The organism is Spirillospora sp. NPDC047279, from assembly GCF_040643285.1.
In the GTDB taxonomy this organism is placed as follows: Bacteria; Actinomycetota; Actinomycetes; order Streptosporangiales; family Streptosporangiaceae; genus Spirillospora.
Map to the genome: position 1 here is coordinate 1 of NZ_JBEYUA010000024.1, position 25,528 is coordinate 25,528.

22 protein-coding genes and 1 rRNA gene are annotated in these 25,528 nt (G+C 72.9%); 10 read left to right on the top strand and 13 right to left on the bottom strand.

The annotated features are described in order from the left end of the window. A 5S ribosomal RNA gene (gene rrf / locus ABZ810_RS41530) occupies positions 1–90 on the top strand; the annotation flags it as partial. A 44-nt stretch (positions 91–134) separates the two neighbouring features. Here rrf and ABZ810_RS41535 read toward each other — a convergent pair. Next, positions 135–788: a dihydrofolate reductase family protein gene (locus ABZ810_RS41535; RefSeq protein ID WP_358412567.1), complete on the bottom strand. Its 654-nt coding sequence runs from the start codon at positions 786–788 to the stop codon at positions 135–137. Between the two features lie 78 nt (positions 789–866). Next, positions 867–1,319, bottom strand: a complete 453-nt coding sequence (locus ABZ810_RS41540; protein WP_358412569.1) for a MarR family winged helix-turn-helix transcriptional regulator — start codon at positions 1,317–1,319, stop codon at positions 867–869. A 122-nt stretch (positions 1,320–1,441) separates the two neighbouring features. Between ABZ810_RS41540 and ABZ810_RS41545 the strand changes: the two genes are divergently transcribed. Beyond that, positions 1,442–2,923, top strand: a complete 1,482-nt coding sequence (locus ABZ810_RS41545) for an MFS transporter (RefSeq protein ID WP_358412571.1) — start codon at positions 1,442–1,444, stop codon at positions 2,921–2,923. A 180-nt stretch (positions 2,924–3,103) separates the two neighbouring features. Beyond that, positions 3,104–3,733 (top strand): suppressor of fused domain protein, encoded by a 630-nt coding sequence (locus ABZ810_RS41550; RefSeq protein ID WP_358412573.1) that lies wholly within the window; start codon positions 3,104–3,106, stop codon positions 3,731–3,733. A 126-nt stretch (positions 3,734–3,859) separates the two neighbouring features. On the opposite strand, the gene ABZ810_RS41555 is transcribed toward ABZ810_RS41550, so the two are convergent. Next, positions 3,860–4,468, bottom strand: a complete 609-nt coding sequence (locus tag ABZ810_RS41555) for a TetR/AcrR family transcriptional regulator (protein ID WP_358412575.1) — start codon at positions 4,466–4,468, stop codon at positions 3,860–3,862. A gap of 83 nt (positions 4,469–4,551) precedes the next feature. Between ABZ810_RS41555 and ABZ810_RS41560 the strand changes: the two genes are divergently transcribed. From ABZ810_RS41560 to ABZ810_RS41580, 5 genes are all read left to right on the top strand, one after another. Next, positions 4,552–6,306 carry an acyclic terpene utilization AtuA family protein gene (locus ABZ810_RS41560; RefSeq protein WP_358412577.1) on the top strand — a complete coding sequence of 585 codons (1,755 nt, stop codon included), beginning with the start codon at positions 4,552–4,554 and terminating at the stop codon, positions 6,304–6,306. Between the two features lie 56 nt (positions 6,307–6,362). Next, positions 6,363–7,895, top strand: coding sequence for a carboxyl transferase domain-containing protein (locus tag ABZ810_RS41565; protein WP_358412814.1), 1,533 nt, complete (start codon positions 6,363–6,365; stop codon positions 7,893–7,895). A 34-nt stretch (positions 7,896–7,929) separates the two neighbouring features. After that, positions 7,930–9,918, top strand: a complete 1,989-nt coding sequence (locus tag ABZ810_RS41570) for a biotin carboxylase N-terminal domain-containing protein (protein ID WP_358412816.1) — start codon at positions 7,930–7,932, stop codon at positions 9,916–9,918. Next, positions 9,915–11,069, top strand: coding sequence for an acyl-CoA dehydrogenase (locus ABZ810_RS41575; protein WP_358412579.1), 1,155 nt, complete (start codon positions 9,915–9,917; stop codon positions 11,067–11,069). The genes ABZ810_RS41570 and ABZ810_RS41575 overlap by 4 nt, the downstream gene beginning before the upstream one ends. A gap of 90 nt (positions 11,070–11,159) precedes the next feature. Continuing rightward, positions 11,160–12,452, top strand: a complete 1,293-nt coding sequence (locus ABZ810_RS41580) for an RDD family protein (protein WP_358412581.1) — start codon at positions 11,160–11,162, stop codon at positions 12,450–12,452. Here the strand turns inward: ABZ810_RS41580 and ABZ810_RS41585 are convergent. The 6 genes from ABZ810_RS41585 to ABZ810_RS41610 form a co-directional block, all read right to left on the bottom strand. Next, positions 12,449–13,051, bottom strand: a complete 603-nt coding sequence (locus ABZ810_RS41585; protein WP_358412583.1) for an AAA family ATPase — start codon at positions 13,049–13,051, stop codon at positions 12,449–12,451. The genes ABZ810_RS41580 and ABZ810_RS41585 overlap by 4 nt on opposite strands. After that, positions 13,048–14,133, bottom strand: a complete 1,086-nt coding sequence (locus tag ABZ810_RS41590; RefSeq protein ID WP_358412584.1) for an enolase C-terminal domain-like protein — start codon at positions 14,131–14,133, stop codon at positions 13,048–13,050. The genes ABZ810_RS41585 and ABZ810_RS41590 overlap by 4 nt, the downstream gene beginning before the upstream one ends. Positions 14,134–14,221: 88 nt before the next feature. Next, a complete protein-coding gene (locus ABZ810_RS41595; RefSeq protein WP_358412586.1) occupies positions 14,222–14,518 on the bottom strand; it encodes a hypothetical protein in 297 nt (98 codons plus the stop codon). A gap of 98 nt (positions 14,519–14,616) precedes the next feature. Further along, a complete protein-coding gene (locus ABZ810_RS41600) occupies positions 14,617–15,051 on the bottom strand; it encodes a hypothetical protein (protein WP_358412588.1) in 435 nt (144 codons plus the stop codon). A gap of 115 nt (positions 15,052–15,166) precedes the next feature. Further along, positions 15,167–16,675, bottom strand: coding sequence for an LCP family protein (locus tag ABZ810_RS41605; RefSeq protein WP_358412590.1), 1,509 nt, complete (start codon positions 16,673–16,675; stop codon positions 15,167–15,169). A 268-nt stretch (positions 16,676–16,943) separates the two neighbouring features. Further along, positions 16,944–18,380 carry a GuaB1 family IMP dehydrogenase-related protein gene (locus ABZ810_RS41610; RefSeq protein WP_358412591.1) on the bottom strand — a complete coding sequence of 479 codons (1,437 nt, stop codon included), beginning with the start codon at positions 18,378–18,380 and terminating at the stop codon, positions 16,944–16,946. Between the two features lie 681 nt (positions 18,381–19,061). Here ABZ810_RS41610 and ABZ810_RS41615 point away from each other — a divergent pair. After that, positions 19,062–19,973, top strand: a complete 912-nt coding sequence (locus ABZ810_RS41615; RefSeq protein ID WP_358412593.1) for an Lrp/AsnC family transcriptional regulator — start codon at positions 19,062–19,064, stop codon at positions 19,971–19,973. A 144-nt stretch (positions 19,974–20,117) separates the two neighbouring features. Here ABZ810_RS41615 and ABZ810_RS41620 read toward each other — a convergent pair whose 3' ends face one another. Next, on the bottom strand, positions 20,118–21,716 hold the full coding sequence (locus ABZ810_RS41620) for a Na+/H+ antiporter (protein WP_358412595.1): 1,599 nt from the start codon (positions 21,714–21,716) through the stop codon (positions 20,118–20,120). Between the two features lie 126 nt (positions 21,717–21,842). Next, the gene (locus ABZ810_RS41625; RefSeq protein ID WP_358412597.1) at positions 21,843–22,709 is read right to left on the bottom strand and encodes a LysR family transcriptional regulator; all 867 of its coding nucleotides are present in this window, start codon (positions 22,707–22,709) and stop codon (positions 21,843–21,845) included. Between the two features lie 97 nt (positions 22,710–22,806). Here ABZ810_RS41625 and surE point away from each other — a divergent pair, with 97 nt between their 5' ends. Next, the gene (gene surE, locus ABZ810_RS41630) at positions 22,807–23,691 is read left to right on the top strand and encodes a 5'/3'-nucleotidase SurE (protein ID WP_358412599.1); all 885 of its coding nucleotides are present in this window, start codon (positions 22,807–22,809) and stop codon (positions 23,689–23,691) included. Positions 23,692–23,695: 4 nt separating this feature from the next. Here surE and ABZ810_RS41635 read toward each other — a convergent pair whose 3' ends face one another. Together ABZ810_RS41635 and ABZ810_RS41640 are read right to left on the bottom strand one after the other, a co-directional pair. Further along, positions 23,696–25,249: an MFS transporter gene (locus ABZ810_RS41635; RefSeq protein ID WP_358412601.1), complete on the bottom strand. Its 1,554-nt coding sequence runs from the start codon at positions 25,247–25,249 to the stop codon at positions 23,696–23,698. Further along, on the bottom strand, positions 25,249–25,512 hold the full coding sequence (locus tag ABZ810_RS41640) for a UBP-type zinc finger domain-containing protein (RefSeq protein ID WP_358412603.1): 264 nt from the start codon (positions 25,510–25,512) through the stop codon (positions 25,249–25,251). Before ABZ810_RS41640 ends, ABZ810_RS41635 begins: the two co-directional genes overlap by 1 nt. Positions 25,513–25,528 lie beyond the last annotated feature (16 nt).

The window sequence follows — 25,528 nt, forward strand, 5'->3', positions numbered from 1 at the left end:
CCCGGTCCCATCCCGAACCCGGAAGTTAAGCCCTTCAGCGCCGATGGTACTGCACGGGAGACTGTGTGGGAGAGTAGGACACCGCCGGACACTTTGTTAGGGGAAAGGCCCCGCCAGAAATGGCGGGGCCTTTCTCATTTCGGGAGCCGGTAGCGCAGCCATACGAGCCCGTCGTCGAAGCTCTGGCTGGCGATGCGTTCAAGGCGGTCGATCACGCACGGCTGGGAGCCGTACCAGGTCTGCGTTCCCTTGGAGCCCGCCAGCAGCGGATGGACCAGGAGGCTCACCTCGTCGATGAGCCCGGCTTGGAGGAGGGCGCCCGTGAGGGCTCCGCCGCTGTCCACCCGGACGATGTTGATGCCGCCCAGCGTGCCGATGGCGGTCATGGCCGCGGGGAGGTCGACCCGTTCGTTCCCGATGACGAGCTCGCGTACCGAATTGCCGTCCGGCGGTGGCGGGGTCGTGTCGGTGTGCAGGGCCAGGACGTCCGACCAGTGGCCGGCGTTGCGCAGGGACTCCCATTGGCTGACCCGGCCCTTGCCGTCGACGACGATGAGGAGCGGGCCGTCCTTGGCCGGGCCGGGGCCGCGCGCGTCGGCGAGTGCCGCCTCCTGGGCGAGGATCGTGTCGGCCCCGGTGAGCGTGGCGTCCTCGTGCCAGCCGGCGGCCAGTTCGTAGAAGCGTTCGATGTCGGGCTGGAAACCCGTGGTCGCGCCGTCCAGGGAGACGGCCACGTGAACAACTAGATAGGGGCGTCCGTAGGGAGCCCCAGTGGCGAGGGGTGACATGGTTTCAATTTACGGGCGCCCGCCGACACCCCTCGGGCATTCGCGCCGATCCGCGGGCCCGTCATTTCATGGACCGCGTCAGGGGCGCGGCCAGGCGCGTCCGGTGACCCGTTCGATGTCGGTGTTGAAGCGCCGGAGGAACGTGGCGAAGGTCGCGACGTCGTCCGGCGTCCACTCGCTCAGGATCTTGTCCAGGCCGCGGATGTTGTGGTCGCGGTGTTCGTCGAGGCGCCGTTCGCCGATGTCGGTGATGCGGAACTTGCGGGCGATGCCGCCGTCGGGATCGGGGATGCGCTCCAGCAGGCCGTCGCGCATCAGCGCCGAGGTCTGCCGGTTGAGGGTGGAGGGGTCCAGTCCGAACGCGTCGCTGAGCTCCCGGATGGTCATGGGGCCGTCGGAGCGGATGCGGCTGAGCAGGATGTAGCCGCTGCGCTCCAGCCGGTCGTCGCGCCCGGTGGGGGTGTTGACGAGGTGGCTGTGCCGGCCGAGCAGCATCGTCTCGTACTCGATCAGGTGGATGGGCCTCTCCATGCCGTCAAGCCTATGTCCATGTGCGTGATGCATATCCCATGTATGGGCCACGCTTTGTGCATCATGCACTTCGTGTGTATCGTGCACATGTCTTACTTCTTCGATCTATCAGGAGAACCTCCGTGGACGACCCCAAGTCCGCCGCGCCCCTCGACGCCCCCGTCAAGGGGGGAGGCGGCATCGTCGCGGTCCTCGCGGTGGCGGGTATCGTCGCCGCGCTGATGCAGACGCTCGTCGTCCCGCTGATCGGCCAGCTTCCGCAACTGCTGCACACCTCGGCCTCGAACGCCTCCTGGGCGGTGACGGCCACCCTGCTGGCGGCGGCGGTGGCGACCCCGGCGATCGGCCGGCTGGGCGACCTGTACGGCAAGCGCCAGATGTTGCTGCTCTGCACGATCCCGCTGATCCTGGGCTCCGCGCTCTGCGCCGTGTCCGACTCCCTGCTCCCGATGATCGTCGGACGCGGGATGCAGGGCATCGGCATGGGCCTGGTGCCCCTGGGCATCAGCGCGATGCGCGACCTGCTGCCGCCCGAGAAGCTCGGGTCGTCGATCGCGCTGATGAGCTCCTCCATGGGCATCGGCGGCGCGCTCGGCCTGCCGATCGCCGCCGCGGTCGCCGAGAACACCAGCTGGCGCGTGCTCTTCTGGGCCTCGGCCGTGCTGAGCGCCCTGATCACCGTGCTGATCTGGATCCTGGTGCCCGCCACCCCGGTCCGCGCCGAGGGCCGCTTCGACCTGATCGGCGCGATCGGGCTGGGCGGCGGCGTGGTGTGCCTCCTGCTCGGCGTGTCCAAGGGCGCCGACTGGGGCTGGACCAGCGGCACGATCATCGGCCTGTTCGCCGCCGCGGTCGTCGTCCTGCTGGCCTGGGGCTGGTGGGAGCTGCGCTCGCACGACCCGCTGATCGACCTGCGGGTGACCGCCCGCCGCCAGGTGCTGCTCACCAACGTCGCCTCGATCCTGGTCGGGTTCGCGATGTACGCCCAGTCGCTGGTCGTCATCCAGCTTCTCCAGCTGCCCGAGGCCACCGGCTACGGGCTGGGCCAGTCGATGCTGGCCGCCGGACTGTGGGTCGCTCCGTCCGGGCTGATGATGATGCTGATCTCCCCGCTGGGCGCCGCGCTCTCCCGGGTCCGCGGGCCCAAGGTCACCCTGGGCGTCGGCAGTCTGGTCATCGCCGCCGGGTACGGCTCGTCCATGGCCCTCCTCGGCTCGCCCTGGGGCCTGCTGGTCGTCACCAGCATCTGCAGCGCCGGCGTCGGCCTGGCGTACGGCGCCATGCCCGCCCTGATCATGGGTGCGGTGCCGCGGTCCGAGACCGCCGCCGCCAACAGCTTCAACGCCGTCATGCGGTCGCTGGGCACCTCGGTGTCGGCCGCGGTGGTCGGCGTCGTGCTGTCGCAGATGACCGTCACCCTGGGCGGATACGCGCTGCCCTCCGAGGACGGGTTCCGCACCAGCATGCTGGTCGGCTGCGGCGTCGCCCTGCTGGCCGCCGCCGTGACCCTCACGCTGCCCCGTTTCCGTACCGGCCCCGACGCCGGAACGGAGGCCCCCGTGGCCGAGCCCGCCGTGATCACCGAAGGCGCGGCCCGGCGATGAGCCCCGGCGCGGCGACGGCTGAGGCCGTCGCCGCGGTGCGCGGCACGGCCCGCGTGATCGTCGGCTGATCGGCCGCCTGATCTCGCGGGCGGCCGCGCGGCAAAGACGCAACCTTTTGACAAGACCGCGTCGTTAGACTCCGGCCTTTCTGGATCATCACGACGGAGAGCGGGGACGCGCATGGGTCTGTTCGGGCGCGGCGGGAACGTCGAGCAGGACGACGACGAGAGGGCGGACGGCTGGGACGCGATCACCGCCGCCCTGGACGGCCTCTATCCCGATGTCAAGCCACGCCACGTCGGCTACACGCCCGGGGTGCACTTCGGAAGCGGCCTTCAGGGGTGCAGCGCCTACGAGGCGGCGGGCCACTGGCACTACGTGACGTACGGGCTGACCGAGCTGTGGGACAAGGAGAGCGACGACCCCCAGATCAGCGGGTACGGCTTCGAGTTCACCATGCGCGTCGTCCGCGCCGCGGGGGACCCCGAGCCGCCGACGTGGCCGTTCAACGTCCTGGAGCAGGTCGCGAAGTTCGTGCGGAGCCAGGGTGCGGTCCTCGGTGACGGCCACCGGATGGACACCCGCAACTCCATCACCGGCGATCCCGCCTGCGGCCTGACCGTGCTGGCGTTCACCCTCGATCCGCAGCTTCCTCCCCTGGCCACGCCGAACGGCCGGGTGGAGTTCCTCCAGCTCGTCGGCGTCACGGCCGGAGAGCTGGCGAGGATGAAGGAGACCAGCACCGCCGAGGTGCTCGCCGAGCTCGCGTCCGGCAACCCCCTGCTGGTCACCGACCCGGCACGCGGCTGACGATCACAGGCCCTCGCCGAGCCGCCGGGTGGCGCCGCAGCCCAAAAAGGCGCGGCTCCCTTGAGCCTCCCGGCTCGAACGGCCGGCCGCGGGGGCGCGCCGGGACCGGCGGTGGAGGGCCGTGTCTCAGCGGTGGAGGGCCACGTCGAGGGTCGCGGCCCACTGCTGGAGCAGGCGGGTGCGGCGCGCGGAGTCGTCGGTGAGCAGGTCGGCGAGCCCGAGCCCGCGGACGAGGTCGAGGGTGGCCTGGACGGTCTCCCGCACGCCGGGCACGCTCTCGTCGACGCCGAGCGCCTCCACCGTGAGGCGGTGCGCCTCGCGGCCGAACCGTGCCTCCAGCGGGACGACCTGGGCGCGGAGCTGCTCGTCGGAGCTGGCCGCCACCCACAGCTGGAGGGCCGCCCGGAAGAGGGGGCTGGTGTACATCTCGCCGAGGAGGGTCAGGACGTCCAGCGTGGACGGGCGTTCGTCGGTGAGGGCGTCGAGCCGTTCGCGGACCTGGTCGACGCGGACGTCCGAGCCGTACTCGACGGCGGCCGTCACCAGCTCCTCGCGCGTGCGGAAGTGGTGCTGGGCGGCGCCGCGGGACACCCCGGCCCGCTCGGCCACGACCGTGACGGTGGTGCCCGTCCAGCCGACGGAGGCCAGGCATTCGATGGCCGCCTCGAGCAGCCGCTGCCGGGTGGCCCGGCTGCGGTCCTGCTGAGGCTCGCGGGGGAGCGCCTGCGTCGTCATCACGACCAGTGAACCAAACGACCACGGGTAAAAACAATCAAGCGCGATTGATTTTTTTATGCGGGCCTGGCAGGGTTCGGGCTATGAGTCGACCGTTGCGGATCGGGAACGCCTCGGGGTTCTACGGTGACCGCTTCACCGCGGTGCGGGAGATGCTGGAGGGCGGCCGGCTGGACGTCCTGACCGGCGACTACCTGGCCGAGCTGACCATGCTGATCCTCGGCCGGAGCCGGCTGAAGGACCCCGACGGCGGCTACGCGTCCACGTTCCTGCGCCAGATGGAGGACACGCTGGGCCTCGCCGCCGAGCGGGGCACCACGATCGTCACCAACGCGGGCGGGCTCAACCCGCGCGGCCTGGCGGTGCGGCTGCGCGCGCTGGCCGAGCGCCTGGGGGTGGACGTCGAGATCGCCCATGTCGAGGGCGACGATCTGCTGCCGCGGGCCAAGGAGTTCGGCCTGGCCGATCCCCGCTACGGGGAGCCCCTGACGGCGAACGCCTATCTCGGGGCGTGGGGCATCGTCGAGTGCCTGAACGCGGGGGCCGACATCGTCGTGACGGGCCGCGTCACCGACGCCTCCCTGGTCGTCGGCCCCGCCGCCGCGCACCACGGATGGGAGCGCCACGACTGGGACGCGCTCGCCGGGGCCACCGCCGCGGGGCACGTGCTCGAATGCGGCGCGCAGGCCACCGGCGGCAACTACGCGTTCTTCCAAGAAATCTACAATGTAAAGCCGCTGGGCTTTCCGCTCGCCGAGATCCACACCGACGGCTCGAGCGTGATCACCAAGCACGACGGCACCGGCGGCGCCGTGACCACCGAGACCGTCACCGCCCAGCTGCTCTACGAGATCGGCGCCCCCGCCTACCTCGGGCCCGACGTGACGACGCGCTTCGACACGATCGAGCTGGGTCAGGACGGGCCCGACCGGGTGCGCATCAGCGGCACCAAGGGGTCGCCGCCGCCCCCGGCCACCAAGGTGTGCCTCAACCACCTCGGCGGCAACCGCAACGAGATGACGTTCGTCCTCACCGGGCTCGACATCGAGGCCAAGGCAGACTTCGCGAAGGCCCAGCTCGAGGCCGCCTTCGGCGACGCCCGCCCCGCACAGGTCGAGTGGACGCTCATCGGCGCCCCCGCGCCCGACCCGGCCACCCAGGGCGAGGCCACGGCGCTGCTGCGCTGCGCCGTCCTGGACCCCGACCCGCAGAAGGTCGGCCGCCCGTTCAGCGGCGCCGTCGTCGAGCTGGCGCTGGCCGGCTACCCCGGCTTCACGATGACCTCCCCGCCCGGCAAGGGCGGCCCGTACGGCGTCTACAAGCCCGCGTTCGTGGCGAACGAGGAGATCACCCACACCGCCGTCCTGCCCGACGGCACCAGCGTCATCGTCCCGCCCGCGCGGGTGACGGCCGACCCGTCGCTGAGCTCCCTCGCCGCCGCCACCGCTGAAGCCGCCCCCGCCCACACCCCGCCCGCCCCGTCCGGAGCGACCGTGCGGGCGCCGCTGGGCAGGGTCGCGGGCGCCCGCAGCGGCGACAAGGGCGGCGACGCCAACATCGGCGTCTGGGCGCGGACGGACGAGCAGTGGGCGTGGCTGGAGGAGTTCCTCACCACCGAGCGGCTCCGCGCCCTGCTGCCCGAGACCCGCGCGCTCACCGTCGCCCGCTACGAGCTGCCCAACCTGCGCGCCCTCAACTTCGTCGTCGAGGGGCTGCTCCAGGAGGGGGTGTCGGCCTCGACGCGGTTCGACCCGCAGGGCAAGGCGCTGGGGGAGTGGCTGAGATCCCGGCTCGCCGACATTCCGGAGGCCGTCCTGAGCACGGAGGAGGCGCGTTGACGCTCAAGAGCACGCTCGACCCGAAGGGCCCGGACTACCGGGCGCGGCGCGAGGCCATGCTGGCCAAGCTCGCCGACCTCGAGGCCGAGCACGCCAAGGCCCTGGAGGGCGGCGGCGAGAAGTACGTGGCGCGGCACCACGAGCGCGGCAAGCTGCTGGCCCGCGAGCGGATCGAGCTGCTGCTCGACCCCGACTCGCCGTTCCTGGAGCTGAGCCCGCTGGCGGCCTGGGGGAGCGACTTCCCGGTCGGCGCGAGCGTGGTGACCGGCATCGGCGTCGTCGAGGGCGTCGAATGCATGATCGTGGCGAACGACCCGACCGTGCGCGGCGGGTCGTCCAACCCGTGGACGGTCAAGAAGAGCTTCCGCGCGTCCGACATCGCGCTGGAGAACCGGCTGCCGGTCATCAACCTGGTCGAGTCCGGCGGCGCCGACCTGCCCACGCAGAAGGAGATCTTCATCCCGGGCGGGCGGATGTTCCGCGACCTGACCCGGCTGTCGGCGGCGGGCATCCCGACGATCGCGCTGGTGTTCGGCAACTCCACCGCGGGAGGCGCGTACATTCCGGGCATGTGCGACCACGTCGTCATGGTCAAGGAGCGCGCCAAGGTCTTCCTGGGCGGGCCGCCGCTGGTGAAGATGGCCACCGGCGAGGAGGCCGACGACGAGGAGCTGGGCGGCGCCGAGATGCACGCCCGCCGGTCCGGCCTGGCCGACTACATGGCGGTGGACGAGGCGGACGCGCTGCGGCTGGGCCGCCAGATCGTCAAGCGCCTCGACCACCGCAGGCTCGGCCCCGCGCCGGGCCCGGTCCGCGAGCCGCTCTTCGACCCGGAGGAGCTGGCGGGCATCGTGCCCGAGGACCTCAAGACCCCGTTCGACCCGCGCGACGTCGTCGCCCGCGTCGTGGACGGTTCGGAGTTCGACGAGTTCAAGCCGCTGTACGGGACGAGCCTGGTGACCGGGTGGGCGCGGCTGCACGGCTACCCGATCGGAATCCTGGCGAACGCGCAGGGCGTGCTCTTCAGCGAGGAGGCGCAGAAGGCGGCGCAGTTCATCCAGCTCGCCAACCAGAGCGACACCCCGCTGCTGTTCCTGCACAACACCACCGGCTACATGGTCGGCAAGGAGTACGAGCAGGCCGGCATCATCAAGCACGGCGCCCTCATGATCAACGCGGTGGCCAACAGCAAGGTGCCGCACCTGTCGCTGGTCATGGGCGCCTCGTACGGGGCGGGCAACTACGGCATGTGCGGCCGCGCGTACGACCCTCGCTTCCTGTTCACCTGGCCGAGCGCCAAGTCGGCGGTCATGGGGCCGCAGCAGCTCGCCGGGGTGCTCTCCATCGTCGCCCGCGCCGCCGCCGAGGCGCGCGGCCAGGTGTACGACGAGGCGGGCGACCAGGCGATGCGCGAGATGGTCGAGACGCAGATCGAGGCCGAGTCGCTGCCCTACTTCCTGTCCGGGCGGCTGTACGACGACGGCGTGATCGACCCGCGCGACACCCGTACCGTCCTCGGCCTGTGCCTGTCGGTGATCCACAACGCGCCCGTCTCCGGAGCCGGAGGCTTCGGCGTCTTCCGGATGTGAGCGAGTGACTCAGAACGTGATGCCCCAGAGCACGATGATCGGCAGACTGCTGGTCGCCAACCGCGGCGAGATCGCCCGCCGGGTGTTCCGCACCTGCCGCGACCTGGGCGTGGGCACGGTCGCGGTGTTCTCCGACGCCGACGAGCACGCGCCGCACGCCACCGAGGCCGACGCCGCCGTCCGGCTCGCCGGCGCGGCGCCGGCCGACACCTACCTGCGCGGCGACCTGATCGTCGAGGCCGCCAGGGCGTCCGGCGCGGACGCGGTCCACCCCGGCTACGGCTTCCTGTCCGAGAACGCGGGCTTCGCGCGTTCGGTGATCGAGGCCGGGCTGACCTGGGTCGGCCCGCCGCCCGCCGCGATCGAGGCGATGGGCTCGAAGATCGAGGCCAAGAAGCTCATGGCCGCCGCCGGCGTGCCGGTGCTGCCCGAGCTCGACCCGGACGCGGTCACCGAGTCCGACCTGCCGATCCTGGTGAAGGCGTCCGCGGGCGGCGGCGGGCGCGGCATGCGCGCCGTCCGGACGCTCGCCGAGCTGCCCGAGGCGGTGGCCGCCGCGCGGCGCGAGGCGCAGTCGGCGTTCGGCGACCCCGCCGTGTTCTGCGAGCCGCTGCTGGAGAACGCCCGGCACATCGAGGTGCAGATCCTCGCCGACCGGCACGGCACCGTGTGGGCGCTCGGCGAGCGCGAATGTTCCATCCAGCGCCGCCACCAGAAGATCGTCGAGGAGGCGCCGTCCCCGGCCGTCGGCGGTGAGCTGCGCGCGGAGTTGTGCGCCGCCGCCGTGAACGCGGCCACGGCCATCGGGTACGAGGGCGCCGGGACCGTCGAGTTCATGCTGAACGGGGACGGGCGCTTCTTCTTCCTGGAGGTCAACACGCGCCTCCAGGTCGAGCACCCCGTCACCGAGTGCGTCTACGGGCTGGACCTGGTGCGGCTGCAGATCGAGGTCGCCGAGGGCGCGCCGCTGCCCGCCGCCGAGCCGCCCGCGCCGCGCGGCCACGCGATCGAGGTGCGGCTGTACGCCGAGGACCCGGCGGCGGACTGGCGGCCCGGCTCGGGCACCCTGCACACGTTCCAGGTGCCGGACGTCGACAGCACGTTCGCCAACCCCGAGGGGTACGGGCTGCGCCTCGACAGCGGCGTGCGGAGCGGCAGCGAGGTCGGCGTCCACTACGACCCGATGCTCGCCAAGGTGATCGCCTACGGCCCGACCCGCGCCGCCGCCGCCCGCCGCCTGCGCGCGGCCCTCACCGGCGCCCGGGTGCACGGCGTCACCACCAACCGGGACCTGCTGGCCCGGATCATGGCCGAGCCCGCGTACCTGCGCGGCGACACCCACACCGGCTACCTCGACGAGGTCGGCCTGGACGTCCTCGCCGCGCCGCTCGCCGGCGAACGCGCCGTACGCCTGTCCGCGCTGGCGGCCGCGCTCGCCGACGCCGCCGCCAACCGTGCCGCCGCCCGCGTCCAGGGCGGGCTCCCGTCCGGCTGGCGCAACCTGCCGTCGCAGCCCGAGCGCAAGTCCTACGAAGGCCCCGGCGGCACCGTCGAGGTCGCCTACCGCCTCGCCCGCGGCGGCCTCGTCGCCGAAGGCCACGAGGGCGTGCGCCTGATCGGCGCGACGCCGGACGAGGTCACGCTGGACGTCGACGGCGTGCGGCACGCCTTCGCCGTCCGTGCCGTGGGCGGCCACGCCCACGTCGACTCCGCGCTGGGAGCGGTGTCGCTGCGCGCGCTGCCGCGCTTCGCCGACCCCAGCGACCTGGTCGCGCCCGGTTCGCTGCTCGCCCCGATGCCCGGCACGGTGGTGCGCGTCGAGACCGAGGCGGGTGCGGCCGTCGCCGACGGCCAGACCCTGCTGGTGCTGGAGGCGATGAAGATGGAGCACCGCATCGCCGCGCCCGCCGCCGGCACCGTCGCCGAGCTCAACGTCGCCCCAGGGCAGCAGGTCGAGGCCGGAGCGGTCCTCGCCGTGATCGCCGAGACGTCCGAACAGACCCCCGAAGGGAACCCCTCGTGAGCTTCATCGAGACCGACGAACGGCAGGCGCTGCGCGCCGCCGTGGCCGAGCTCGGCGCCAAGTACGGGCCGTCGTACTACGTGGACAAGGCCAAGAGCGGCGGCAAGACCGACGAGCTGTGGGCCGAGGCGGGACGCCTGGGCTACCTCGGCGTCAACGTGCCCGAGGAGTACGGCGGCGGGGGCGGCGGCATCGGCGACCTCGCCGCCGTCTGCGAGGAGCTGGCCGCCGCGGGCTGCCCGCTGCTGCTGATGGTCGTGTCCCCGGCCATCTGCGCCACCATCATCGCCCGCTCCGGCACCGAGGAGCAGAAGAAGCACTGGCTGCCGCGCTTCGCCGACGGCTCGGTCAAGATGGCGTTCGCCATCACCGAGCCCGACGCCGGCTCCAACTCGCACCGCATCACCACCACCGCGCGCCGTGACGGCGACGGCTGGGTCCTCAGCGGCCAGAAGACGTTCATCTCCGGCGTGGACGAGGCGGACGCGGTGTTGTTCGTCGCCCGCAGCCAGGACCAGAAGGGCACGCTGCGGCCGTCGTTGTTCATCGTGCCGACCGGCACCCCCGGCTTCACCTGGACGCCGATCGAGATGGAGATCGTGTCGCCGGAGAAGCAGTTCATCTGCCACCTCGACGACGTGCGGCTGCCCTACGACGCGCTGATCGGCGACGAGGACGGCGGGCTGCTGCAACTGTTCGCCGGTCTCAACCCGGAGCGGATCATGGCGACCGCGATGGCGGCCGGCATCGGCCGCCTCGCGCTGGACAAGTCGGTCGCGTACGCCAAGGACCGGCAGGTCTTCAAGACGCCGATCGGCGCCCACCAGGGCATCGCGCACCCGCTCGCCCAGGCCAAGATCGAGCTCGAGCTGGCCCGGCTCATGGGGCAGAAGGCCGCCTGGCTGTACGACGAGGGCGACGACATGGGCGCGGGCGAGGCCGCCAACATGGCCAAGTACGCCGCCGGCGAGGCCGCCGTCCGCGTGGTCGACCAGGCCATCCAGACCCACGGCGGCAACGGCCTCACCACCGAGTACGGCGTCGGCATGCTCGCCGGCGCGGTGCGGCTCATGCGCATCGCCCCGGTCAGCCGCGAGATGATCCTCAACTTCGTCGCGCAACACTCGCTGGGGTTGCCCAAGTCGTACTAGAAGATTGGCCGAAGGTGGCGGATCGCTGGCAGGGCCGTACGGCTCTCCTTATGATCTTGGTGATTTTCGCCGATTCCTCAGGGGCTCCCCGTGTACGGCCCTCCGCCGCCTCAGCTCCCCGTGCCCTCCCAGGGTCCGCCGGCCTCCGTCCCGGCGGACGCTGCGGCGCCGCGCGGCCGGCGGCTCCTGGCCTGGTCGATCGACAGCGGCCTCCTGGTGGTCGTGGCGTTCCTGCTCGGCGGCATGACGTGGACGCGGTTGCAGGCCCACGTCGCCGAGGACGTGACCGGCAAGACGTGGTCGGCCGTCTCCGCGCTCCTGCTGTCGGGCGGGAACGTGGAGAAGGCCGCGACCGAGTTCGGCGCCGAGGTCTGGGGCACCTGCGTCTCGATCATCGAGCAGGCGCTGCTCCTCCTCGTCCTGGCCGAACTGCTCCACCAGGTCATCGGCACCGCCTGGGCGGGCCGGACGGCCGGCAAGGCCGCGATGGACCTGCGCGTCCGCAGCGCCGCGGCCGACGCCAAGCCCGCCCGGGCCGCCGCCGTCCGCCGCGCCCTGGTCGCGACCGCGGGCGGCACCGGCCTCTACGCGGCCGCCTGGGTGCTCCTGCTCGAAGGGCTGTTCTTCTTCGCCCTCCTGCTGTGGCTCGCCGCCGTCGCGGTGTTCCTGGCCAACAGCGTGCCCGCGCTGGCCGGCGGGCGGCGTCGCACGGCGGCCGACCTCGCGGGCGGCACGGTCGTCCAGCCCGCGCGCGGCTACCAGCGGGCCGCCGCGGCGACCCGGCAGGGCGCCGTGCGCGCGTGGGACGGCGCCCAGGCCGTGGGCCAGGTCGCCGGTCAGGCCGCGCAGTCGGCGGGGCAGGCCGCCGGTCACGCCGCCCACGCGGCGGGGGACACCGCCCGGGAGAACGCGGCGCGGCTCGCCCAGCACCAGCGCGTGCGCCAGGTGGCCGAGTCCGACGCCGCCCGCCGGGTGCGGGACCTCAGCCGCCGCGCCGGCCGCCAGTCGGCCGGCAAGGTGCGCGAGATCGCCACCGGTGAACGCGCTCAGCAGGCGCAGGACGCGGGCAAACGTTTCGGCGGCCGCGTCAAGGGCGCCTACCAGGAACGCAGGGCCGCCCGCGCCGCCTTCGGGCCGCAGGAGACCGGCCCGGAGGCCATCGTCCCGCCCCCGGCCGGGGCGCCTCCCGAAGGCCGGACGCCCGCGCTGCCCCCGCCGCAGCCGTCCTACGGCCAGCCCGCCTGGTACGACCCACAACAAGCGCCGCTCCCGCACGCCCACGACCCGTACGGGCAGGTTCCGCCTTCGCCACCTTCGCCACCTTCGCCCCCGGCTCCGCCACCGTCGCCCCCGGCTCCGCCGGTCGGGCCGCCCCCGGCTTAGGCTTCGGGGCGCGGGTGAGCGGGTCCGGCGAGCGCGGTGAGCTGGTCGTCGAGCGACGCAGGCGCCGACAGGCGGTTGTCGATCGCGGTGTGGGGGACCGGCGGCGGCACGCCGGGACGCATCCGTTCGACGAAGGCGCCGAACGCCTCCAGCTTGCCGGTGTCGCGGGCCAGGCCACGTTCACCGAGGCGGTGCCGCAACGTCGCCGCGTCGGTGCCGATCCACACCAGCCGGACCGGGGCGCCTCCGAGCGCGGCGGTCCAGGCCTCCCAGCGTTCGCGCGAGTGGATCTGACCGGTGAACGGCCCGCTCAGCAGCACCGGGCAGCCGTACGAGCGGATCTCGCGCGCCGTGGCGGTCATGCCGTCGTACTCGTGCCGCTTGACGTGGTCGTCGTACCACGGGCCCTCGCGTTCGCCCGGGTCGCGCCCGTACGCGGCCAGCGTCGCGGCGACGAACGGGCCGTAGAGGGTGTCCTTGTCGAGCAGCGCGGGCACGGGCCGGAGCCGCGCCAGCAGCGACCGGCACACCGTGGACTTGCCGGAGCCGGGCGGCCCGGCCACCACCCAGACCGTGCCGGGCGCGGTCTCGGCGGTCATGCCGGGATGCGCACCTTGTCGGACGCGAGCCGGATGATGCGCTCGTCGTCGACCTCGTGGCCCAGGCCCGGCTGGGTGAACGGGACGCCGACGACGCCGCCGGACGAGCGCACGGGCGGGGTGACGAACGCGGGACCGCCCGCCGGGTCGGACACGTCGCTCGGCAGGTCGCAGCCGGGCAGCGCGGCGAGCGCCACCGCCGCCGCCTGGCCGATGCCGAACGGCCCGGCGCCGGTGCACCAGATCCCCCAGCCCGCCGCGTACGCGCGGTCGTGCGCGGCACGCGCGGCGGTCAGCCCGCCGAGGTCGCCGAGCCGCAGGTTGAGCGCGCGGCCGGCCTCAAGGGTGATCGCGGCGTCGAGCGTCTCGATGTCGCCGACGGCCGGCGCGACGGGCGCCTCGACGCGGCGTTGCAGCCGGGCGTGCGCCTCCAGGTCGCCGGCCGGGAAGGGCCGTTCGATCGCCAGCACGCCGTAGGCGTCCAGCCCGGTCAGCACGCCGAGGTGCTCGTCGGTCTCGCCGTAGTCGTGCCCGGCGTCGACGATCAGGGCCAGCGCCGGGTACGCCTCGCGGATGAGCCGGACGGGCTCGATGTCCCAGCCGGGCCGGATCCGGACGGTGACGCGCGTGTGGCCGGCGCCGACGGCGCGGTTGACCCGGGAGACGACGGTCTCCAGGATCGGCTCGGGGCCGATCTGCGCGCCGGTGACGATCGAGGTGCGGGTGCCGCCCAGCGCGTGCGCGAGCGGCAGGCCCCGGGAACGGCACCACAGGTCCCAGCAGGCGATGTCGATCGCGGAGGCGGCCGGGCGCCCGCCGAGCTCGGCGGCGGCCGACACGTCCTCGGGCCGTTCCCACTCCAGCCCGATCAGCGCGGGGCCCAGACGTTCGGCGACGTCGGACCAGACCTCGGTGAGGTCGCCGCTGCCGTCAGGACCGTTGAGGCCGCCGGTGTCGGCCGCCTCGCCCCAGCCCACCGTGCCGTCCGCGGCGGTGAGCCGGACGAGGACGCTCTGCGGCCGGCGTCCGCGCGGCATCGCCGCGCGGAAGGCGTCGCAGCCCTGGATCTGAGGCACCCGCATCCGTCCTAACGTTCGACAAAGCCGTCCCTCCCATGATCCCCCCTCCGGGGACCTGGGACGACACCGCGGGCGGATGCTCTTTCGGTGCTCAGGCGAAACTGGCGGCCGGGCGCAGCCCGCCGTCCACCAGCAGGGCGGCCCGCTCCAGCTCGCGCACGGGCGCGATGCGGTCGGCCCAGGTCCACCAGAACCACTGCTCGCCGCCGGCGTCGGCCTCGCACACTACGGTGCCGGAACGGCTCGCCGTCGCGCGGGCGAGAACCTCGAGCCGGGGCCGGCCCCCGGAGGTCACGATCATCGTGAGATGACCGTGCCGGGTGAGAGCCTGGGCGAGCTCTTCGAGAGCGGCCGTCTCGGTGCCGGTTTCGATGACCATCTGCGCCATTTCGGGGTCCCCCTGAGTCCTTGGCGTCGTTACATGGGACGCCGCATGACGGACGGGGGTTCGATCGATCCACGAGAACGGGAGATGCTGACCACCGGTCAGGTGCGGCGCCGGAGGCGTCGGAGAGGTTTCCGACGGTAGCCGCCGTCGTCGAGCCCCGCCAGCCGTTCGAACGGATTGAACGAAGAATGGTCGCCGCACAGCACCATCGACACCCCGGCGCACGCCAGGTACATCACGATCATGACCGGGCCGAGGCAGTAGGCGTACTGGGTCGCGTGCCGTCCTTCGTGCCGCAGCAGCCGGGAGTCGTCGAGGAGCTCGCCCGAGGTGCCCCGGGAGAGCACCACGTTGCCGCACGTGAAGGCGCGGGCGATCGGCAGCGGCAGCCGGTAGCCGCCCGCCACCAGCAGGCCGTCCGGCCCGCGCCGCAGGCCCGGCCGCCGGGTCCCGGTGGCGACCAGCACCAGGCCCAGGGGCGTCGACAGGTTGACGACGTTGACGATCTGGCGGAACCGGCAGGCGGGCGTCACCCGGCGATTCTTTCGCGCGGAGCCCGCCGCGGGCCACCTGGCGGCTCCTGCCGGTCACCGCGCATCGACCGGCACGTGCCGGTCACGCGCCGGGGACAGCGGACGGCGTCGCGCGTCAGGACGGGCAGGTGGCCTCGAGCGACACCGGCTTGGCCTGCGGGCCGGGCGTCGAGCCGTCCGACGGGGTCGCGTCCGGGTCGGGCGACTCCGACGGGGTGGGGGAGCCCGGCTCGGCGGGGCTGGTCGAGGTGAGCGGCGACTGGCTCGGCTTGGCCTGCCCGTCGATCGCCCGGTCCGACAGCTTGCGGATCAGCGCGAAGTCGGGGTCGCCGGTGCTGATGAGCGGCGGCACGAACGCCAGGCTGTCGATCTGCGCGCCGTTCTTGACCTTGGTCGACAGCGAGATGAACGCCGGCAGCAACTCCTGCGGGATGTCGGTGGAGATGGCGCGCTTGGTGGCGGCCGCCAGCTTGTCGAACTTGGTCACGACGGTACGCGGGTCGGCCTGCTTGGCGATGGCCCGCATCAGGCACTTCTGCCGGCCCATGCGGGTGTAGTCGTCGCTGTTGGTGCGGGAGCGGCCGAACCACAGCGCCTCCTCGCCGGTCAGCGTGCGGTAGCCGGCCTTGAGGACGCGGTTCTCGCGGGTGTAGAGGATGTCCTCGGGGACGCGCATCCTGACGCCGCCGACGGCGTCGACGATCTCGGCGAAGCCGCGCATGTCGACCAGCACGTAGTAGTCGACGCGCTGGCCCAGGATCCCGCTGATCGTCTCCTTGAGCAGCTGGGGGCCGCGCTGGTTCTTGGTCGCGCCGGGCACCATGTCGGGGTGCTCCTCGGCGTACTGGTAGACCTCGTTGAGCAGGCCCGGCGTGCCGTAGCCGTCGCCGGTGAACCCGTAGGGGAACCGGTCGCGGGCCGGGCCCTCGGGCAGCTGGACGCTCTCCAGGTTGCGGGGGAGCCCGAGCAGCACCGTGTCGCCGGTCTTGGTGTCGACGCTGGCGAGCGTCATGCTGTCGGTGCGGACGCCGACGCGGTTGCCCGCGGCGTCGCCGCCGAGCAGGAGCACGTTGACCCGGGACTCGCCGTTCCAGGGGTCGTCGGTGTTGACCGGGCGGCCGTTGCTGTCGCCGGTCTGGAAGATGCTCGTCAGCGCGTCCCGGTAGACGTAGGTGCTGTGCGCGGCCCACACCGCCGGGACGGCGACCGCGAAGCACAGCAGCGCGACGGTCGCGGTGGCGGCGGTGCGCGCGCCGGCGGACAGGCCGTCGGGGCGCGCGATCTGGTAGGAGCGGATGACCACGGTCACCCAGACCAGGCCGACCGCCAGGATGGCGATCGCGAACGTCGAGAGCCAGACGGGCTGGACCGCCAGCTGGATGAAGTCGGGCCGGACGACCGCGAAGGTGACCGCGCCGGCGACGATCAGCAGGCCGAAGACGCCGAGCAGGATCGAGCCGGAGACGCGGCGGCCGGTCCGCAGGTGGGCGACCCCCCAGACGAGCGTTGAGGCCAGCGTGAGACCCAGGGCACGCCGGATCCCGGGGTCGGCGTCATGCTCGCCGTCCCCGCTGAGGGAATCCTCGTCCCGCTGCGCACTCGTACCAGCCGCTCGACTCGCCATGTACGCTCCGATCCCCCACCCACGGTGAAATTAGGCTCCGCCTTACATTATGGACGCGCAAAACCGGAGTTGGTTTACGTAGTAGTCGACCTAATACGGCCTGTGCGGTTGTTATGTGTTGCTTTTGCCTAGAATATGCAATTGGGCACCTCACGGGGGGCCGGAATCGCAGTGCGGCCGCGGGTTTCGATCAAGTAGCTGACGAAAACACGTCACCCCGTGACCCTGCGATTTCGCGCGATCACGGGATGTCAGGGGATTCGGTCATCTACCAGCTGCTCGACAGCGGCATCCCCTCTGCGTAGCCCGACGAACTCTGGACGCCGACCGTGGCGCGCTCGTGGAACTCCTCCAGCGAGCGGGCGCCCGCATAGGTGCACGAGCTGCGCAGGCCCGCCACGATCGAGTCGATGAGATCCTCCACGCCCGGCCGCTGCGGGTCGAGGAACATGCGCGAGGTCGAGATGCCCTCCTCGAACAGTGCCTTGCGCGCCCGCTCGAACGGGGAGTCGTCGGCGGTCCGCAGCCGCACCGCGCGGGCGGAGGCCATGCCGAAGCTCTCCTTGTAGAGGCGGCCGTCGGCGGCCCGCTGCAGGTCGCCGGGCGATTCGTAGGTGCCGGCGAACCACGAGCCGACCATCACGTTGCCCGCGCCGGCCGCGAGCGCCAGCGCGACGTCGCGCGGGTGGCGGACGCCGCCGTCGGCCCAGACGTGCTTGCCGAGGCGGCGGGCCTCGGCGGCGCACTCCAGCACGGCGGAGAACTGCGGGCGGCCCACGCCGGTCATCATCCGCGTGGTGCACATGGCGCCGGGGCCCACGCCCACCTTGACGATGTCGGCGCCGGCCTCGATGAGGTCGCGGGTGCCCTCGGCCGTCACCACGTTGCCCGCCACGATCGGGACCTGCGGGTCCAGGCCGCGCACCGCGGCGAGCGCGCCGATCATCTTCTCCTGGTGGCCGTGCGCGGTGTCGACCACGATCAGGTCGGCGCCGGCCTCCAGCAGGGCCTTGGTCTTGGGGGCCACGTCGCCGTTCACGCCGACGGCGGCGGCGACGCGCAGCCGGCCGGCGCCGTCGACGGCGGGGGCGTAGAGGGTGGCGCGCAGCGCGCCGGTGCGGGTCAGGACGCCGGTCAGGTGGCCGGCGCCGTCGACGACCGGCGCCAGGCGGTGGCCGCGCTCGTGCAGCCGGTTGAACGCCTCCCGTGTGTCGACGGTGTCCGGGAGCGTCACCAGGTCGCGGGACATGATGTCGCGCAGCTGGGCGAACCGGTCGACGCCGTGGCAGTCGGCGTCGGTCACCACGCCGACCGGGCGCTCGTCCTCGACCACGATCACCGCGTTGTGGGCGCGCTTGGGCAGCAGCGCCAGCGCCTCGCCCGCGGTGTCGCCGGGCGACAGCGTGATCGGGGTGTCGTAGACCAGGTGCCGGTCCTTGACCCAGCGGATCACCTCGGACACGACCTCGACCGGGATGTCCTGCGGGATCACCGCCAGGCCGCCGCGCCGGGCGACCGTCTCGGCCATCCGGCGGCCGGAGACCGCGGTCATGTTGGCCACGACCAGCGGGACGGTCGTCCCGCTGCCGTCGGCCGCCGACAGGTCGACCTCGAGACGGGACCCGACCGCCGACCGGCGCGGGACCATGAAGACGTCGTTGTAGGTGAGGTCGTGAGCGGAATGCTCACCGTTCAGCAGGCGCACGGCTGTTCTACACACCAATCGCGGATGAAAGTGGCTGGGCCACCGTACATTGTGATCCATACCCGGCACTGCTCCGGCCAAGCACGGGCTGACACGTCCTGACTCCCGGTGACTCCTGTCTGTCGAGAGCGCTCGCCCCCTGTGACCAGCAGGTGTGCCGTTCCGCCATGTAGCCGTGACGGAAGGGGCCTGGCGGACTCTGTGGAATGTGGTGCAACGTGAGGTTTCGCTCTCTGTAAAGTTACCTCTTGACGGCGGTGCGGCGTGGATGCACTTTTTTTACATGTGCCTCACACGGACGCCCGTCCCCCCGTAGAGGCTTCACATCAGAACACCGGGAGAGGCGCATGCAGTTCACGCTCTTGGGCCCGGTGCGCCGCGCCCGCTCCCGTTCTCCGCCGCCGCCCGGCCGTCCGCGGCGTGATCATCCTGCTGCCGGGCCAGGTGTGACGGAGCCCGGAAGTCCTGACCGGCCTTACGGAGGAGGCCGGACAGCGATGCGTTTCCATACCGGATTACCGGGCGTCGTTTTCGTCGCCGAAGGGCCCGGAAACCGACGCATCGACGGTGGTCGCGCGCGGCGACACGAGCAAGATCAATATTTGACGTCATACCGTCCCGAAATGGAATGATCTTGCAGTTGCTGGCAAAACGAACCATTGCATGCCGAGGAGGAGAGCCGTGCTGGATGCGGTCGACGCCGTGCTCGTCCGCGAGCTCCAGCGGGATGGGAGAGCGACCTTCCAGGCGCTCGCCGATCGCGTCGGGCTGTCCCGCACGGCCGTGCGGGCACGCGTGCAGAACCTTCTCGAAACCGAGGTCGTCCGCGTCGTCGGCATCGTGCACGCCGCCGTCGTCGGAGCGGAGGCGATCGGGCACGTCTCGGTCACCGTCGACGGGGCCGCCCGGGAGGTGGCGGCGGCCATCGCCGAACGGCCCGCCGTCAGCTTCACCGCGCTGACCGCCGGCCCCTACGACCTGGTCGCCCAGGTACGGACCCGGGACGACGCCTCGCTGGCCGCCGAGATCGACCACATCCGCGCCGTGCCGGGCGTGCGGTCGGCCGAGGTGTTCCGGTCGGTCTCCACCGTGCGCGACTCGCACGCGGTGGTGCGCGAGCTCGGTGACATCACCCTCGACGACATCGACTGGCGGCTGCTCCAGGAGCTGCAGCGCGACGGCCGGGCACCCTACACCAGGCTGGCCCACGTCATCGGGCTGTCCCAGGCGGCCACCCGGGCGCGCGTCGTGCGGCTCATGCGGTCGGGCGTCATCCAGGTGACCGGGCTGGCCGATCCGACCGCGCTGGGCGCCGCCGAGCTGGGCGGCTTCGGGCTCACGGTGACCGGCGGGCTCAAGCGGGTCGCCGACGCGGTCGCCGAGAAGGACGGCGTCCGCTATCTCGCGACGGGCTTCGGCCGGTACGACATCGTCGGCCAGGCCGAGGCGGCCTCGCGCGCCGAGCTGGTCGCCGTGCTGGACGCGATCCGCGCGGTGCCCGGCGCCACGGTGCGCGAGTCCTGGCACCACCTCGACGTGGTCAAGGAGTCCTACGCCGTCGAGCTTCCCGACAAGCCGCTCAACGGTTCGTGACCCCCGGCTGGGGGCGATCCGCCGTGTGACGCGGTTCGCCCTCGGTCGTGCCGGGGGAGCGGCGACAGGAGCTCTCTTCCGGCTGCCGTCCCACAGGACGGCCGCCGCCCGCGACGGCCGCACGCGACGGCCGCGGCCCGCGGTTCAGTCGCGGGTGAGGGCGGCCTCTTCGAGGTCGAGGTCGTGCAGCACCCGGGTGAGCACCTCGTCGTCCAGGCGCCGTTCGTCGCGCATCCGGATGAACACCGCGCGCTCGGCGGCCAGCATCTCCCGCCGCAGCCGGCGGTAGGTGTTGGTCGGCACCTCCTCGCCCTCCGGGCCGGTGCCGCCGCCGAGCCGTTCCCAGGCGCGCAGCTGCCGGTATTCGGCGAGCTGCCGCAGCCGTTCGAGCACCTGCTCGTCGAAATCCTCCGCGGCCGCGAGCTCCTCGAGCCGGTCGAGCGCCGCCTGCGCGGCGGCGTGCTGCGCGCCGGCCTCCGCCACCCGGTCGGTGTACTCCTCGCGGTCACCGGCGATGCCGAGCCGGCGGATCAGCGCCGGGAACGTCATGCCCTGCACCAGCAGCGTGGCCAGCACCGTCGTGAACGTCAGGAAGAGGATCAGGTCACGGCCCGGGAAGGGCTGCTGGTCGTTGGTGGACACCGGGATCGCGAACGCCGCCGCGAGCGACACCACGCCGCGCATGCCCGCCCACGACACCACGACGGGCTCGCGCCAGCCCATGAACGTCTCGCGTTCGCGGATGCGGCTCGACAGCAGGCGCGGGAGGTAGGCGGCCGGGAACACCCAGACGAACCGGGCCAGGACCGTCACCGCGAAGATGAGCAGCGCCCACCCGGTGAGGCTGGCCCAGCCGTGGCCGGACACGCCGTCGAGCACCGCGGGCAGCTGGAGCCCGATGACCAGGAAGACCACCGACTCCAGCACGAAGATGACGATCTTCCAGAACGAGTGGCCGATGATCCGGGTGACCGCCGCCGACTCGGTGAAGCGGTGCCCCAGGTAGAGGCCGCTCACGACGACCGCGATGACACCGGACGCGTGCACCGCCTCGGCGATCAGGTAGGCGGCGAACGGCGTCAGCACCGACACCCCGTTCTCCACCAGCGGGTCGTTCAGCCGGGTCCGCAGCCAGTGCAGCGGCGGCCCGAGCAGCAGGCCGATGACCACGCCGGCCACGGACGCGAACGCGAACCGCTCCACGCCGTCCAGCATCGTGAAGCCCGCGCCGACGGCCGCGGCGACCGCGACCCGGAACGCGGTGAGCGCCGTCGCGTCGTTGAACAGGCTCTCGCCGACCAGGATGGTCACCGTGCGGCGCGGCAGGCCGAGCCGCTGCGCCACGCTCACCGCCGCGACCGCGTCCGGGGGCGCGACCACCGCGCCCAGCACGAACGCGGCGGCCAGCGACAGGCCGGGCACCACCATGTAGGCGGTGTAGCCGACGGCCAGCATCGTGAACAGCACCAGCCCGACCGACAGCAGCGCGATCGGCCGGACGTTCTGCCGGAGCGTGTAGTACGAGCTCTGCCACGCCGCCGAGAACAGCAGCGGCGGCAGGAACACGAACAGCACGAACTCGGGGTCGAGCCTGAAGTCGTGCACCCCCGGTATGTACGAGACCAGCAGGCCCGCCACCACCAGGACCAGCGGCGCCGACAGGCCGGCCCGCCGCGCGGCCCCCGCCACGCCCACCGCCGCCACCGGGACCGCGAGGAGCCAGAGTGCCTCAGTCGTACTCACGCCCAGATCATGGCACGCCGGGCCGCCCCGGAAACGTCCGCCGCCGCGCCCTCCGTGTCGGACGCGTCACGCATGGCCGTGTCAGCCGCGTCAGCCGTGTCGGTCGCGTCGGCCGTGTCGGCCGCGTCAGCCGCGTGAGGCCTCTTTGGCGAACGCCAGGAACTCGCGCGCCACCGGCGGCAGCTGCCGGTGCGCGTGCACCAGCCCGATCATCTTGGTGAGCGCCGGCATGAACGACCGCACCACCAGGCCCTCGGTGTCGTCGATCTGGTTGCGGTACCAGAGCAGCGACCCCATCCCCGACCGCACCCACCCCAGCCACGAACCGCGCTCGTCGGACTCCACCGCGACCACCGGCGTCGCGCCGACGCGTTCCAGCATCGCGTCCAGCTCCGCCCGCCGCGACGTGCCGCGCGTCGGCAGCACGAGACGCATGCCGTCCAGCGCGCTGAGCGGCACCGGTTCGCGCAGCTTGAGCCCCGGCGGCGAGATCAGCACGACCTCGCGCTGCTCGAACGGATGGGCCGCCAGGTCGCCCGGCACCGGGAGGTCGGTGAGCGCCAGGTCGGCGCGGCCGGTACGGATCGCCGCGGCGACCTGGTCACGGCCCTCGCAGCGGATGACCCTGACCCGCACCGCCGGCTGGTCGCGGGCGAACCGCGGGATCAGCCGCCCGGTCAGCTCCGGCTCGAGCGAGGAGGTGGAGGCGATGCGCAGCTCCGCGCCCCGCCCGTTGGCGCGCGACACCGAGAGCCCCTCGATCGCGTCGATGGCGTCCAGCGCGACGCGCGCCTGCCGGACCACCTGTTCGCCGACCGGGGTGAGCACGACGCCGCGCCCGGAACGGGCGAACAACTCGACGCCGAGCTCCCGCTCAAGCTCGCGGACGGCCCGTGACAGGGCGGGCTGGGCCACATAGAGCGCCTGAGCCGCCGACGTCATCGTGCCGTGGTCGGCGGTCGCCACGACGTAGCGCAGCTGCCGCAGATTCATGCCCTGACCGTATGACAACGAACCGATCCGGTCTTGGACATAGCCGGAATCGGACCCGAGATTTGCAAGTCACCAGGATCGAGAAAGAGGTGGACAGATGTCCGTGTCCCGTACTCGCGCCGTGGCCGTGACGGCGCTGGGCGCCGCCGCGCTGACCGTGCCGTCCTCGGCGCTCGCCGCTCCCGGCGGGCCCGGCCCGGTGCCGCCGCTGAACATCCTGCTGACCAACGACGACGGTTTCGCCGCCCCCGGCCTCCAGGCCGTACGGCAGGCGCTGACGGCCGCCGGCCACCGGGTGACGGTGGTCGCGCCCGCCGCCGACCAGAGCGGCGTCGGCACCGCCATGACGGTCAGGTTCGGCGACCGGATCACCGCGCGGCAGGAGTCGCCGGGCGTCTGGTCGGTCGCCGGGACGCCTACCGACTCGGTGACGTTCGGCCTCCAGGTCGTCTTCGCCGGCACCAGGCCCGACCTGGTGGTCTCGGGCAGCAACTTCGGCCACAACGCGGGGGCGATCGCGACCCACTCGGGGACGGTGGGGGCCGCGGTCACCGGGCTGGAGAACGGCGTCCCGGCGATCGCGGTGAGCACCGAGCTGGACCTCCAGGCCGGCCAGGAGGCCACCCTCAGGGCGTTCCCCGCGACCGCCGCGTACGTCGCCGGCCTGGTCGGACGGCTGCGCGGCGCCGCGGGAGGGCGCGTGCTGCCCGCCGGGGTCGCGCTGAACGTCAACTACCCGATCACCGCGTCCGGGCCGAGGGGCACCAAGGTCACCCGCCTGGGCAGGACCGCGTTCGTGGTGCCCGCGTACCAGCAGGCGGGGCCGGACACCTACGTGATCACGCCGCGGTTCCCCGCCGATCCCGAACCGGTGCGCGGCGCCGACACCACCGCGCTCGCCCAGGACTACGTCAGCGTCACCCCACTGGACGCCGACTGGACCCACCCCGTGGCCCGCGTCCCCGGCCTGACCTCCCGCTGACGGGTCAGCCCGCGGTGGTCGGGTGCGGCAGCGGCCCGGCCTGACGTTCGGGCTCCAGCGGCGGGGCGCTTACCCCGCAGTGGTGCTTGCACTGGGGCGCGGCCGCCGCGGGCGCGGCCCGCAGAGTGTCGTCGCGCACGGTCAGGAAGCTCAGCACCGCGCCCGCCGCCATCATCCCGGCCGACACCAGCATCGCGGTGTGGAACCCGTCGGAGAACGCGGCCGGGTCGCGGTAGGCGTCGCCGGTCAGCCCCGCCAGGGGAGGGATGGCAGCGACCGCGAGCAGGCCGGCCGCCCGGGCCACCGCGTTGTTGGTGCCGCTCGCGACCCCGGCGTGCCGGACGTCGGCGCTGGCCAGCACGGTGGCGGTGAGCGGCGCGACCATCGCGGCCAGTCCCAGGCCGAACACCAGCGCCACCGGGAGGACGTCGGTGACGTACGAGGCGCCCTGGCCGACGCGGGAGGCCATCAGCATCCCGGTCGCCGCCAGCAGCTGCCCGGCGGTCATCGGCCAGCGCGGCCCGATCCGCTGGGCCAGTGCCCCGGCGCGCGCCGACAGCAGCAACATCAGCACCGTCACCGGCAGCAGCGCCGTCCCGGCGGCGATCGGCGAGAAGCCCGACACCACCTGGAGATTGAGGACGAAGAGGAAGAACATGACGCCCATGCCGCCGTACACCACGAACGTGACGACGTTGACGGCGGTGAACTGCCGCGAGGCGAAGATGTCGAGCGGCAACATCGGCTGCGGCGCCGCCCGGCCGGAGCGGCCGCCGCCGAGCAGGCCCCGACCGCGGCCGCGCCTGCGCTCGACGTAGACGAACGCCACCGCGGCGGCCAGCCCGAGCGCGGCGGCACCGCCGACCGCGGCCGACATCGTGCCGGCTTCGGGCGCCTCGGTCAGCGCGTACGTGGTGCCCGCGAGCGCGAGCGCCGCCAGCACCGCCCCCAGGATGTCGAACCGGCCGTGCGCCTCGGGGTCGACGCTCTCGGGCACGTGCCGGACCGCCACCAGCACCACGACCGCGGCGAGCGGCAGGTTGAGCAGGAACACCCAGCGCCAGCCGGCCGCCTCGACCAGCCAGCCGCCCAGGAACGGCCCGATCGCGCCCGCGACGCCGCCGAGCCCGGACCAGGCGCCGACCGCGCGCGGCCGGTCGTCCTCGCTGAACGAGGCCTGGATGATCGCCAGCGAGCCCGGCGTGAGCAGCGCGCCGCCGATGCCCTGCAGGGCCCGCGCCAGCACCAGCATGGTGACGTCCTGCGCGGCGCCGCACAGCAGCGACGCCAGCGCGAACCACACCACGCCGATCACGAACACCTTGCGGCGGCCGTACCGGTCGCCCAGCGCGCCGCCGAGCAGGATGAACCCGGCCAGCGTGAGCGTGTAGGCGTTGACCGTCCACTGGAGGCCGGCCATGTCGGCGTCCAGCTCGTCGGCGAGGCGCGGCAGCGCCACGTTGACGATCGTGGCGTCCAGCATCGCGACGCTGGACCCCAGCACCGTGGCCAGCAGGATCCAGCGGCCGGACGCGCTCGCCAGCCGGACGTCGGGCATTAAACGATCATCTCGTCCGCGAAGCACCAGCGCCAGTCCTCACCCGGCTCGAAAGAACGTACGATCGGGTGCCCCTCCTTCTGGAAGTGCGCCGTGGCGTGCCGCATGGGCGAGGAGTCGCAACAGCCCACGTGGCCGCAGCTCAGGCAGAGCCGCAGGTGCACCCAGCGCGTGCCCTCGGCCAGGCACTCCTCGCACCCCTGCGGGGTCACCGGCTCCGGATCGACGTCCGGCAGCGCTTGCACATGTTCACAGGTAGCCATGCTGGCATCGTCGCAC